At 73.8% G+C, this 11,780-nt stretch carries 11 protein-coding genes; 2 read left to right on the top strand and 9 right to left on the bottom strand.

The window, feature by feature from the left end; genetic code table 11:
- Positions 1 to 81: 81 nt before the first annotated feature.
- Positions 82 to 720 carry a TetR/AcrR family transcriptional regulator gene (locus IEY93_RS03645; RefSeq protein ID WP_189161499.1) on the top strand — a complete coding sequence of 213 codons (639 nt, stop codon included), beginning with the start codon at positions 82 to 84 and terminating at the stop codon, positions 718 to 720.
- Positions 721 to 779: 59 nt separating this feature from the next.
- On the opposite strand, the gene IEY93_RS03640 is transcribed toward IEY93_RS03645, so the two are convergent.
- Positions 780 to 1,373 (bottom strand): TetR/AcrR family transcriptional regulator, encoded by a 594-nt coding sequence (locus tag IEY93_RS03640; RefSeq protein WP_189161498.1) that lies wholly within the window; start codon positions 1,371 to 1,373, stop codon positions 780 to 782.
- 154 nt (positions 1,374 to 1,527) lie between these two features.
- On the opposite strand from IEY93_RS03640, the gene IEY93_RS03635 reads away from it, so the two are divergent.
- Complete coding sequence (locus IEY93_RS03635; RefSeq protein WP_189161497.1) at positions 1,528 to 2,010, top strand: nuclear transport factor 2 family protein; 483 nt, start codon at positions 1,528 to 1,530, stop codon at positions 2,008 to 2,010.
- Positions 2,011 to 2,059: 49 nt separating this feature from the next.
- On the opposite strand, the gene IEY93_RS03630 is transcribed toward IEY93_RS03635, so the two are convergent.
- From IEY93_RS03630 to IEY93_RS03595, 8 genes are all read right to left on the bottom strand, one after another.
- Complete coding sequence (locus IEY93_RS03630) at positions 2,060 to 2,320, bottom strand: hypothetical protein (RefSeq protein ID WP_189161496.1); 261 nt, start codon at positions 2,318 to 2,320, stop codon at positions 2,060 to 2,062.
- 75 nt (positions 2,321 to 2,395) lie between these two features.
- Complete coding sequence (locus tag IEY93_RS03625) at positions 2,396 to 3,247, bottom strand: helix-turn-helix domain-containing protein (protein ID WP_189161495.1); 852 nt, start codon at positions 3,245 to 3,247, stop codon at positions 2,396 to 2,398.
- Between the two features lie 72 nt (positions 3,248 to 3,319).
- Complete coding sequence (locus IEY93_RS03620) at positions 3,320 to 3,562, bottom strand: hypothetical protein (protein WP_189161494.1); 243 nt, start codon at positions 3,560 to 3,562, stop codon at positions 3,320 to 3,322.
- Positions 3,563 to 3,985: 423 nt separating this feature from the next.
- Positions 3,986 to 4,792, bottom strand: coding sequence for an enoyl-CoA hydratase/isomerase family protein (locus IEY93_RS03615; RefSeq protein WP_189161493.1), 807 nt, complete (start codon positions 4,790 to 4,792; stop codon positions 3,986 to 3,988).
- Entirely contained in the window at positions 4,789 to 6,753 is a 1,965-nt protein-coding gene (locus IEY93_RS03610) for an acetyl/propionyl/methylcrotonyl-CoA carboxylase subunit alpha (protein ID WP_189161492.1), read from the bottom strand. Before IEY93_RS03610 ends, IEY93_RS03615 begins: the two co-directional genes overlap by 4 nt.
- Before the next feature lie 4 nt (positions 6,754 to 6,757).
- Positions 6,758 to 8,287, bottom strand: coding sequence for an acyl-CoA carboxylase subunit beta (locus tag IEY93_RS03605; RefSeq protein ID WP_372444405.1), 1,530 nt, complete (start codon positions 8,285 to 8,287; stop codon positions 6,758 to 6,760).
- Positions 8,288 to 8,482: 195 nt separating this feature from the next.
- A complete protein-coding gene (locus IEY93_RS39260) occupies positions 8,483 to 10,249 on the bottom strand; it encodes a serine/threonine-protein kinase (protein WP_268241521.1) in 1,767 nt (588 codons plus the stop codon).
- Positions 10,250 to 10,381: 132 nt separating this feature from the next.
- Positions 10,382 to 11,740 carry an FAD-binding oxidoreductase gene (locus IEY93_RS03595; RefSeq protein WP_189161490.1) on the bottom strand — a complete coding sequence of 453 codons (1,359 nt, stop codon included), beginning with the start codon at positions 11,738 to 11,740 and terminating at the stop codon, positions 10,382 to 10,384.
- Positions 11,741 to 11,780 lie beyond the last annotated feature (40 nt).

Raw genomic sequence — 11,780 nt, 5'->3', positions numbered from 1 at the left:
CCGTTCCTGGTCGCAGCCGTTCGGCCGCACACCGTTCCCGGCTACGCGCCGGAAAGAAGGTCGCGAAGGTAGGATCTGGCCGTGCAGGGTGCGGAGAGAACACGTGGCAGCCGGGCCGACCAGGCCGACCAGCGCCGGGCCGAGTTGCTGGAGGCCGCGCGCAGGGTCGTGCTCGAACGCGGCATCTCCAGCACCCGCGTCGCCGACATCGCCAAGGCCACCAACGTCAGCGGCGGGCTGATCCACTATCACTTCGCCACCAAGGACGACCTGATCACGGCGATGCTGCGCGCCACCATCGACGGCGAGGTCGAAAAGCTCAAGGAGCTCGTGCAGTCCGAGGGCGCGGCCGTCGAGCGCCTGGACCAGGTGCTCCGGTTCTACATCCCCCGCTCCCGCACCGACCAGAGCTGGCTGCTGTGGATCGACGCCTTCGCCGCCGGGCTGCGTGAGGAGGTGGTGCGGGTCAACCTGCAGGAGCTGGAGACCGCCTGGATCGGCGCGGTCGAGCAGGTCATCCAGGCGGGCGTCGACTCGGGCGAGTTCACCTGCGACGACCCGCACGGCGCGGCGGAACGCCTCGACGGCATGCTCGACGGCCTGATCATCCGCTACACGCTGCATCCCTCGGTGCTCTCGCAGGGGCGCCTGCTGGAGCACGCCCGCATCGCCGCCGCGCGCGAGGTCGGCCTGCCCCGCACCGCCTTCCCCGCCGCCTGACCGAGCGGCTCGCAAGGTCTCGTCCCGGCCCCGGTCCCGCCGCCTGGAGAAGCGGGCGGTCAGCCGGCGGGTCGTGCGCTCGCGGCGCCGGGGCGCAGGCCGGTGTAGACGATGGCGAGGGTGCGCCGCCGCAGGTCGTCGTCCCAGCCCGCGGCGAGGGCGCCCTGGCAGGCGGCGGTTAGCAGGGCGAGCACCTCGTCCAGGCGCACATCCTCGCGTACGGCGCCCGCGCGCTGGGCCCGGTCGAGCATGACGCCGATGCCCTCGCGCAGCGCCTGCACCGGACCGGCCACCGGGACCTCCACGCCGGCGTCGGCGGCCAGCAGGTCGGCGACGGTCTTCTTCTCCCCGGCCTCCCGCACCATCCGGTCGAAGAACGCGAACAGCGCCGTCGCGGGGTCGCCGTCCGCGGCCAGTTCGGCCACCTCGGCGGTGAGCCGCTCCATCAGGTCCTTGACGATGGCCCGCAGCAGGTCCTTCTTGGTGGGGAAGTGCCGGAAGACCGTGCCGATCGCCACTCCGGCGCGCGCCGCGATCTGCTCGGTGGACGCCGAGGCGCCGTGGGCGGCGAAGACGGCCGCGGCCGCGTCCAGGATGCGCGCCCGGTTGCGGCGCGCGTCGGCGCGCTGAGGCGCGGGCTCGGGTGGTGTCATGCTCCGACGCTCCGTTGACAAGATGAGTGTGGACTCATTATTTTCGCCATCATGAGTGGCCGCTCATGTTACGTCCCTGGGCCGAGCCGCCGCGACCGGGCCGCCGCCGTACGCCCCGGCGCTCCGCCCTGACCTGATGACGAAGGGAACCGCGATGACCACGACGACGCCGGCGCGCGAGGTGTTCGAGCGCTTCGGGGAGTACCTGGCAGGAAATGACCCGCAGGGTGAGCTCTGGACGGAGGACGTCGTCATCGAGGCGCCGTTCGCGCTGCCGGGACGGCCGCGGCGGTGGGAGGGACGGGACCAGTGGCTGGCCTTCGCCGGCCCCCGGCGCGCGGCCCTGCCGTTCACGCTCCGCCGCCGCGCCCTGGTGGTGCACGAGACCGCCGATCCGGAGGTGATCGTGGTGGAGTACGAACTCGGCGGGACGCCGCCGGGCGCCGCCGAGGAGATGTGGGCGGCGTTCATCGGCGTGCTGCGCGTCCGGGACGGCCGGGTGGCGCACTGGCGGGAGTACCAGAACCCGATCGTCGTGGCCGCCGCGACCGGCGATCTCCCCGGCCTCCTGGCCTCCCTCACCGGGCACTCCGCGGGCGCGGACGCTTCGGGGGGAGAAGCCGGTCCTGGAGCGTGAGGTCCGCCGCCGTGCCCGCATCGTGAGGCCGCCGGCCCCGGCGGTGCCGTCAATGGGCGTGAAGGGCGGCGAGGAGGTAGGCGAGGCGGGCGGCGGCGCCGTCGATGTCGTCGGCGGTGCCGAGGCGGTAGCCCCACGAGGTCAAAAAGACGCCCTGTGGGGTGCAGGTGACGACCTCGGCCAGGGTCTTGCTGAAGCGGTTGCGTGCCCGCACCCGGGGAGGGGTGTCCCGGATGACCTGTACCGACAGATCGATATGCAGGCGGGCAGCGGAGGCGAATCGATCGAGGCAGGACATCGTGTCCAGCATGGGCTACACCTCCTCATCATTGAGGGGAGGCCAGGATTGCACGAGCTTGCGACACGCTGCAAGCAATTGTGCGGATTACGCTGTCGATTGTTTGGCGAAGTCGACGAGCACCTGGACGATGAGCTCCCGCGCCTCCTCCCCGAACACCGCCACCTCGCACAACTCCTCGAAGGCGCCGGCGTAGAAGGCGACGTCCTCCTGGTCGCGCAGCAGGAAGTCCTTGGTGCGGGTCGGGACGCTGACCATGCTCTCGTTGTAGATCCAGAAGCCGTTGAGCAGCGCGGAGGGCAACTGCGCCGAGAACGGGATCACCCCGAACTCGACATTGGGCAGAGTGGTCACGGCGAGCAGCCGGTCGAGCTGGCCGCGCATCACGTCGTCGGGCGCGAGCCGGTAGCGCAGAACCGACTCCGGCATCAGGAAGCGGAACCGCCGGCCCGGGTCGTACAGGATCTCCTGGCGCCGCATCCGCACCTGGATGGCCGCGTCGATGTCGTCGACGCCCCCGTAGACCCGGCGGACCTTGGCGAAGATGTTCCGGGCGTACTCGGCGGTCTGCAGCAGGCCGATCACCACGCCGGGCTCGAACACCCGGAACAGGCTGGTGCGCGCCTCCAGGTCGCGGATGTCCTCCTGCAGCCCGGCCAGCCCGCTCTTGTGCCGCTGCCGCCAGGAGCCCTGCCGGTCGAGCAGGGCGACCGCCTGGGTGATCAGGTCCTCGACGACGTCCGGGGCGGCCTCGACCGCCTGGCACCACATCATCACGTCGTCCTCGGTCGCGCTCTGCCGGGCGTTCTCGATGCGCGAGACCTTGGACGCCTGCCAGTTGAGCCGGGCGGCGAGATCCTTGCCGGAGAGGTGTGCCGCTTCGCGCAGCCGGCGAAGGCGCGCACCGAGGTCGACACGCGCCTGCTGAAAGCCGCTCACGATCGATACCTCCGGTCGGCGGGACTCGCACGAGGGTAGACCGACCGGAGCGATCATGCCATAAGGATCACACTATTCGTGATCAGTGACACGCGAGGCGGGCCCGCCGGTGCCGAGAACCTCGCGCGCGATCTCCATCAGGAGCTCGCGCGGCACCTCGACGGCCGACTCTCCTGGCAGGACGTGGCGCAGGTCGCCGTGCGCCTCCGCGTCGGTCACGGTGAGGCCCTGGACGACGATCGTGCCGCGGTCGGTCTCGTACAAAGAGGGACAGGCGCCCGCCTCCGAAGTGGAGCCGAGAAAACGCAGTCGCATGGCCGACCGTCCTTCCCCCCGAGGTTGCCGCAGTGAGACTCGCAATTGCGCGCAATCGTAGAGCAAGAGCACCGGATCTGTCCCCGTATCCGATAGCTCATGCCTACAGCTGGGCTGTCGCCCGATATGCGTTTAATACCCCACCTATACCGTACTGTCGCCGGAAGGGGGGAGTGCTACCCAAATAGTGAAATGCCGGTGTGATCAACGTGCCGCCGCCGGCCGCCGGCGAGCGAGCGGCGAACAGGGCAGGCGGCGTTCACCAGGAGCGCGAGACACGACCGGGAACCGGGCGAGGGTCGTGGCGATCCCCGGACCGGCCGCGGGTGGCGTGCCGGAAAAACCGGGAGGGCCGGTGGGAACCGGACTCCGCCGTCGCGAGGCGAGCGCGGGGCGGGGAGGTGTGCCGAGGCTCGGCGACGGTCACTCGTGTCCGGGGCCCGGGGGTTCGGCCGGGGGGATCCAGGCGGCCGGGCGCTTCTCCATGAAGGCGCGGATGCCCTCCTGGCCCTCGGCCGAGGTGAACCGCTCCCCGGACAGTTCGGCCATCCGGCGCATGCCCTCCTCCAGCGGCAGCGCCGGGACGGTGCGCACCAGCCGCTTGGTGATCGCCAGCGCCTCGGGGCCGCCGCGCAGCAGCATGTCCGCGTAGTGCGCGACCACCGCGTCCAGCTCCGCGGCGGGCACGGCCCGGGTGAGCAGCCCGATCTCGGCGGCCCTGGCGGCGCTGAAGACCTCGCCGGTGAGGAAGTACTCGGCCGCGGCGCGCGGCTCCACCCGGCGCAGCACGGTGACCGAGATCATCGCGGGCACCACGCCCAGCCGTACCTCACTGAACGCGAACGTCGCCGTGTCGGGGGCGATGGCGAAGTCGCAGGCGGCGACCAGGCCGAGGCCGCCCGCGCGGGCGGTGCCGTTGAGCCGGCAGACGACCGGCTTGGGGCTGTCCCAGATCAGGCTCATGATCCCCGGGAAGGACGCGGTGACCGGCGCGTCGCCCGGGGGCGGGGTGCGGGCGGGCGCCTGCTCCTTGAGGTCGGCGCCCGAGCAGAACACCGGGCCGGTGCCGGTGAGCACGATGACCCGCGCGCCGGCGTCGGCGATGGCGGTCTCCAGCGCGGTCCGCAACTCGCCGAGCAGGCGCACCGACAGGGCGTTGCGGTTGGCGGGGGAGTCCAGCGTGATCGTCGCGACCCCGCCCCGCACCTCGTGATGGACCAGCGCGCTCATGCGGGCTCCTCGATGACGGCGAGCACGGCGCCGGCCTCGACCTGCCGGCCGGGCGCGACGTTCAGGGCGGAGACGACACCCGTGGCCGGGGCGCGGACGCTGTGCTCCATCTTCATCGCCTCCAGGATCAGGATCGGCTGCCCCGCGGCGACCCGCGCGCCGGCGGCGACCTCGACGCGCAGCACGGTGCCCGGCATGGGCGCGAGCAGCGAGCCCGGGGCGACGCGCGCGACCGGCTCGGGCAGCCTGGGCAGCGGGACCAGCCGCACCGACCCCTGCGGCGCGTCCACGTCCACCTCGCCCGGGTGGCTCGCGACCGTGAAGCGGGCCTGCACCCCGTCCACCTCCAGGACCACCAGGTCAGGGGCGGCGGACACGAGCCGCACGTCCGGCAGGCCCTCGGCGGACAGCCCGTCCCGGGTGAGCCGGTAGGCGACCTCGACCCGGCCCGCCGGCCCGTCGAAGGCCACCCGCTGCGGCTGGGAGGGCACGTTGCGCCAGCCGCTCGGCAGCCCGCCCAGCACGGGGGCCGCCGCGCGGTTGGCGGCGGCGGCCGCGAGCGCCGCCGCGAGGGCGAACAGCGGCACCCGCGGCGGCGGGGCGGTCAAATCGTGCCGGGTGAGGAAGCCGGTGTCGGTGTCGCCCGCGAGGAAGGCGTCGTGCCGCAGCACGCTCACCAGCAGGTCGCGGTTGGTGGTGAGACCGTGGATCCTGGCGCGGGCCAGCGCCCCGGCCAGCCGGCGGGCGACCGCCGCCCGCTCGGGGCCCCAGGCGATCACCTTGGCGAGCATCGGGTCGTACCGCACCCCGATCACCGAGCCGCTCTCCACCCCCGAGTCCAGCCGCAGCCCGCGCTCCAGCGGCGGCCTGCCGAAGCGGGCGTCCACGCCGGGGATCTCCAGCAGGTGCAGAGTGCCGCTCTGCGGGCGCCAGTCGCGGGCGGGGTCCTCGGCGTACAGGCGGACCTCGATCGCGTGGCCGGACGGCGCGGGCGGCGCGGCCGGCAGCCGCACCCCCTCGGCGATCTCCAGCTGGAGGCGGACCAGGTCCACCCCGTACACGCACTCGGTCACCGGGTGCTCGACCTGCAGGCGGGTGTTCATCTCCAGGAACGCCACGGTGTCCCCCGCGACGAGGAACTCCACCGTGCCCGCGCCGACGTAGCCGATCGCGGTGGCCGCCCGGACGGCGGCGTCCAGCAGCGTGGCGCGCACCCGCTCGGAGATGCCGGGGGAGGGGGTCTCCTCGACGACCTTCTGGTGCCGCCGCTGGATGGAGCACTCGCGTTCGCCGAGCGTCCACACGGTGCCGTGCCGGTCGGCGACGATCTGCACCTCGACGTGCCGGGCGTGCTCCAGCAGCGGTTCGGCGAACACCGTGCCGTCGCCGAACGCCGCGAGCGCCTCGCGCCCGGCGGCCTGGACGGCGCCCGCCAGCTCGTCCGGGTCGCGCACGACGCGCATGCCGCGCCCGCCGCCGCCGGCCGAGGCCTTGACCAGCACCGGGTACGTCAGGCCGCGGGCGTCCTCCTCGGCCTCGGACACGGCGGCGGGGAAGGTCAGGGAGGGCAGCACGGGGACGCCGGCCCCGGCCATCAGGCGCTTGGCCTCGATCTTGGCGCCCATCGCGGCGATGGCGTCCGGCCCCGGCCCGACCCAGGTCAGCCCGGCGTCCAGCACCGCCCGCGCGAACGCGGCGTTCTCCGACAGGAACCCGTACCCGGGGTGCACGGCGTCCGCCCCCGCCCGCAGCGCGGCGACGACGACGGCCGCGCCGTCCAGGTAGGTCTCGGCGGGCCGGTCGCCGTGCAGCCGCACCGCGTGGTCGGCCTCGGCGACGTGCGGCGCGTCCGCGTCGTCGCCGGCGAACACCGCGACCGTCTCGACGCCGAGCTCGCGGCAGGTGCGGAAGACCCGGCGGGCGATCTCCCCGCGGTTGGCCACCATAAGTCGTCTGATCACGGGCTCACATCCTGAAGACGCCGAAGCCGGTACGCGCGGGGGAGGGTGCGCCGCCGGTGGCCGACAGGCACAGCCCGAGGACGGTGCGGGTGTCGCGCGGGTCGATGACCCCGTCGTCGTACAGCCGGCCGGACAGGAAGAACGGCAGCGACTCGGCCTCGATCTGGGCCTCGACCATCTGCCGCATCGCCGCGTCCGCCTGCTCGTCGTAGGTCTGGCCGCGCGCCTCGGCCGCGGCGCGCCCGACGATCGACAGCACCCCGGCGAGCTGCGCCGGGCCCATGACGGCGGACTTGGCGCTCGGCCAGGAGAACAGGAAACGCGGGTCGTAGGCCCGCCCGCACATGCCGTAGTTCCCCGCGCCGTAGGAGGCGCCCATGACGACGGTGAGGTGCGGCACCGCCGAGTTGGACACCGCGTTGATCATCATGGCGCCGTGCTTGATGATGCCGCCCTGCTCGTACTCCTTGCCGACCATGTACCCCGTGGTGTTCTGCAGGAAGAGCAGAGGCGTGCCCGACCGGTTCGCGAGCTGGATGAACTGGGCGGCCTTCTGGGCCTCCTCGCTGAACAGCACGCCCTGGGCGTTGGCCAGCACGCCGATCGGATGCCCGTGCAGGGTGGCCCACCCGGTGACCAGGCTCGGCCCGTACAGCGGCTTGACCTCGTCGAACTCGCTCGCGTCGACCAGGCGGGCGATCACCTCGCGCGGGTCGAACGGGACCTTCAGGTCTTCTGGGACGATGCCCAGCAGCTCCTCCTCGTCGAAGCGCGGCGGTCGTACGGAGCCGGTGCCGGGGGCTTTGCGCAGGTTGAGCCGGGCGATGACGCGGCGGCCGATGCGCAGCGCGTCGTGCTCGTCGGCCGCCAGATGGTCGGCGAGGCCCGAGACGCGGGCGTGCATCTCGGCGCCGCCCAGCGACTCGTCGTCGGCGTCCTCGCCGGTGGCGACCTTCACCAGGGGAGGCCCGGCCAGGAAGACCTTGGCCCGTTCCTTCACCATGACGACGTGGTCGCTCATGCCGGGGATGTACGCGCCGCCCGCCGTGGAGTTGCCGAAGACGAGCGCGATGGTCGGCACGCCCGCCGCCGACAGCCGGGTCAGGTCACGGAAGATCCGCCCGCCCGGGATGAAGATCTCCTTCTGGGTCTGCAGGTCGGCGCCGCCGGACTCCACCAGGTTGACCAGCGGCAGGCGGTTCTCCAGCGCGATGTCCATGGCCCGCAGCGTCTTGCGCAGCGTCCAGGGGTTGGACGCGCCGCCGCGCACGGTCGGATCGCTGGCGATGATCACGCACTCGACGCCCTCGACCACGCCGATGCCGGTGACCACACTCGCCCCGACCGGGAAGTCGGTGCCCCAGGCCGCCAGCGGCGACAACTCCAGGAACGGCGAGTCGGGGTCCAGCAGCAGCTCGATGCGCTCGCGGGCGAGCAGCTTGCCGCGCCGGTGGTGGCGTTCGACGTACTTCTCGCCGCCGCCCGCGACGGCCTTGGCGTGCTCGGCCGCGAGCTCGCCGAGCTTGGCGAGCATGGCCGCGCGCCTGGCCTGGTATTCGGCGCCGGCCGTGTCGAGCCGGCTCTCGATCGCGCCCACTGCGCCGCCCCTTCCGGTCGCCGTCACCGCCCCGGCCGCCTCGCCGCGCGGCACCGCGCACCTGGGCTCAGAACGTAGTACACCGGGCCGCCGGACGGGCGCCCCGGGGTCGATCATGCCCACCGGCGGTGCTCAGCCGCAGTGGGACCAGGCGCTCTTCCAGGTCGTGGTGCCGTACGTGCCGCCCCAGATCACGCAGACCTTGCCGGCGGCGAGCCGCACCGGGCCCGCGTAGGCGGTGTAGGCGCCGCTGTCGGCGGCCGTGGCGCCGCCCTTGACCTGCAGCACCACGCCCATCTTGATCTTCTGCGGCACGACGTGTCTCGACAGCGTGGCAACGCAGTTCTTGCCCGTGGCGCCGTTGTAGAGCAGGTACACGGTGGCCGCGCCGAGCCCGTGCGAGTCGATGACCTTGAAGCCGGAGCCGCAGAGCCCGGCCGCGGTGTACGGGTTCGGCTTGGGCGAGGCGGTGGGCTTGGGGGAGGGGCTCGGCTTGGGCGTCGTGCTCGGCTTCGGGCTCGGCGTGGGGGTGGCGGGCTTTCTGGTCGGGGTGGCCGAAGGGCGGGGCGTGGGCGTGACGGACGGCTTCGGGGTGGGCCGGGGCGTGGCGCTGCGCGGGGGCCGGGGACGTCCCGCGGGCGAGGCGCTGGTGCCGGGCTTGGCCTGTACGGTGGCCCGGCGGCTCGGGGACGGCGTCACCGGCGGCGGCTCGGAGGGGGCCGGCGGCCGCCCGAGGGTCGCGTCCACGGTCGGCGCCGCCTGACTCTCGCCCGACCGGCTCGCGGCGGGCGGCCCGGTGGCCGTCCCGCCCGACCCGACCGACTGGGCCAGTACGACGGTGCCGGCGGTGACCACCGCGGCGGCCAGCCCCGAGGCGATCGACAGGGCGACGGTGCGCCCGCCGCGCGAGCCTCGTCCGCCGCGCCGGGTGCCGCGGGTGGCGCCGCCCGCCGGTCCGGCCGTGACCGGTTCGCCGGGCTGCGGCCGCCCATGCGCCGAGCCGGGCGCGCCGTCCGGGCGCGGCCCGGGGCCGGGCGGCATGCCGCCCGTGGCGAAGGTACCGGGAGCCGGGGCCTGGCCGGGGTGCACGGGAGCCGGGTGCCCCATGAGGTGGGCGACCAGGTCCTCGGCGGTGGGGCGCCGGGCGGGGTCCTTGGCCAGGGAGGCGGCCACCAGCGGGCGCAGCGGGCCCTCCAGGGCGGACAGGTCCGGTTCCTCGTGCAGGATGCGGTTGATCACCGCGGGGATGGAGTCGGAGCCGAACGCCGGCCGCCCGGTGGCGGCGAAGACCATGGTCACGCCCCAGGCGAACACGTCCACCGCCGAGGTCGCCACCGCGCCGGCCAGTTGCTCGGGGGCGAGGTAGGACGGGGTGCCGAGGGAGTCGCCGGTGGCCGTGGTGCCCGGGGTGTCCAGGGCCCGCGCGATGCCGAAGTCGATGACCACCGGGCCCTCCGGCCCCATCAGCACGTTGGCCGGCTTGAAGTCGCGGTGCAGGATGCCGGCCCGGTGGATGGCGGACAGGGCCGTGGCCGTGCTGACCGCGAGGCGGTCGAGCGCGGCGCCCCGGCGCGGGCCCTCCCGTTCGACGAGCTGCCGCAGGGACGGGCCGGGGACGTACTCGCTGACGATGTAGGGCTGGTTGCCGGCCAGGTCGGCGTGCAGCACCGAGGCCGTGCAGAACCGCGCCACCCGCTGGGCGACCGAGACCTCGCGCAGGAACCGGGCACGCGCCTCGGGGTCGGCCGACAGCCGGGCGTGCAGCAGCTTGATCGCCACCTGGTCCCCGGCCGGGGTGCGTCCGAGGTAGACGACGCCCTGGCCGCCGTCGCCGAGCCGGCCGACGATCTCCAGGTCGCCGAGCCGGCGTGGGTCCTCGTCCGTGAGTCCTTGTGCCACCCTCAGACCCCCGATGTAGCGATATGTCGGCATTCCCCGGGCTGAACGGTACCAGTGGGACAGCGGGGACGTGGGGTGCTCAGCCCTGTTCCCGGCGCCGTGCCAGGAGGTCAGCCCGGATGCCGGACGGCCTCAGATCGCCTTGCCGGGGTTGAGGATGCCGAGGGGGTCGAACACGCGCTTGATGCCCTGCTGCACCTCGGTCACCACCGGCCCGGCCTCCAGGCCGAGCCAGCGCCGCTTGAGCAGGCCCACCCCGTGCTCGCCGGTGAGCGTGCCGCCGAGGTCCAAAGCGGCGCGGAACACCTCGTCGGCGGCGGCCCAGACGCCCGGCGGCGGCTCGGGCAGGCCGCGGTCGAAGATGAAGACCGGGTGCAGGTTGCCGTCCCCGGCGTGCGCGACCGTGCAGATGCGCGCGTCGTGCCGCGCGGCGGCCTCCTCGATGAAGGTGATCATCGCCGGCAGCGCCGAGCGCGGCACGCAGACGTCCTCCACCAGGCAGGCGCCCAGCCGCTCCTTGGCGCTGTAGGCCAGCCGGCGCAGGCCGATCAGCTCCGCGGTCTCCTCCGGCGTGCCGGACACCGCGACGAAGCCCGCGCCGTTCTGCTCGCACAATCGCTCCATCAGCGCGGCCTCCTCCGGCCGGTCCCCTTCGGCCTGGGCGATCAGCATCGCGCGCACCTGGGGCTCCAGGCCGATGTTCTTCCAGGCGTCGATCGCCTCCAGCGTGCCGCGGTCCATCAGCTCCAGCAGCAGCGGCCGGCAGCCGGCGGCGACGATCGCGGCGACGGCGTCCCCGGCGGCGCGCGGCGAGGGGAACTCGGCGGCGATGGTGATCGGCGGGACCGACGGCGCGCGGCGCAGCCGCAGCGTGGCGGCGGTGATGACGCCGAGCGTGCCCTCGGAGCCGACGAACAGCCCGGTGAGGTCGTAGCCGGTGACCCCCTTCATCGTGCGGCGGCCGGTGTTCAGCACCCTGCCGTCGGCCAGCACGACCTCCAGCCCGAGCGTGGAGTCGCGGGTGACGCCGTACCGGACGCAGCGCAGCCCGCCGGCGTTGGTGGCGAGGTTGCCGCCGATCGTGGAGATCTCGTAGGAGGAGGGGTCGGGCGCGTACATCAGGCCGTGCTCGCGGGCGGCGCGGTCGAGGTCGGCGGTGATCACGCCGGGCTCGACGACGGCGATCTCGTCGGCGGGCGACAGCTCGCGGATCGCGGTCATGCGGGCCAGCGACAGCATGACGCATCCCTCGACGGCGGTGGCGCCGCCCGCCAGGCCCGTGCCCGCCCCGCGCGGCACCACCGGCACGCGGTGCTCGCTCGCCCAGCGCAGGGTGGCGGCGACCTCGTCGCGGGTCTGCGCGACCACCGCGCACAGCGGCTCGCCCGGCTCAAGGTAGGTCTGGTCGCGGGCGTAGGAGTCGATCACGTCGCGGTCGGTCAGCACCCTGCCCCCGGGCAGGGCGTCGATGAGGGCGTCAACGGGGTTCACGCCTGTGACTGTACGTTCTCCCGTCGCGCGTGCCGACCCC

Origin of the sequence: Sphaerisporangium melleum, assembly GCF_014646695.1 — a bacterium.
GTDB classification, from domain to species: domain Bacteria; phylum Actinomycetota; class Actinomycetes; order Streptosporangiales; family Streptosporangiaceae; genus Sphaerisporangium; species Sphaerisporangium melleum.
The sequence above is the reverse complement of the archived record's forward strand: the minus strand, read 5'-3'. Positions and strand labels throughout refer to the sequence as shown.

Coding starts and splice junctions, on each gene's coding strand:
- IEY93_RS03640 (WP_189161498.1), bottom strand. CDS start 1,373: ATGACACCACCCGAGCCCGCGCCTCAGCGCGCCGACGCGCGCCGCAAC.
- IEY93_RS03635 (WP_189161497.1), top strand. CDS start 1,528: ATGACCACGACGACGCCGGCGCGCGAGGTGTTCGAGCGCTTCGGGGAG.
- IEY93_RS03630 (WP_189161496.1), bottom strand. CDS start 2,320: ATGCTGGACACGATGTCCTGCCTCGATCGATTCGCCTCCGCTGCCCGC.
- IEY93_RS03620 (WP_189161494.1), bottom strand. CDS start 3,562: ATGCGACTGCGTTTTCTCGGCTCCACTTCGGAGGCGGGCGCCTGTCCC.
- IEY93_RS03615 (WP_189161493.1), bottom strand. CDS start 4,792: ATGAGCGCGCTGGTCCATCACGAGGTGCGGGGCGGGGTCGCGACGATC.
- IEY93_RS03605 (WP_372444405.1), bottom strand. CDS start 8,287: ATGCTCGCCAAGCTCGGCGAGCTCGCGGCCGAGCACGCCAAGGCCGTC.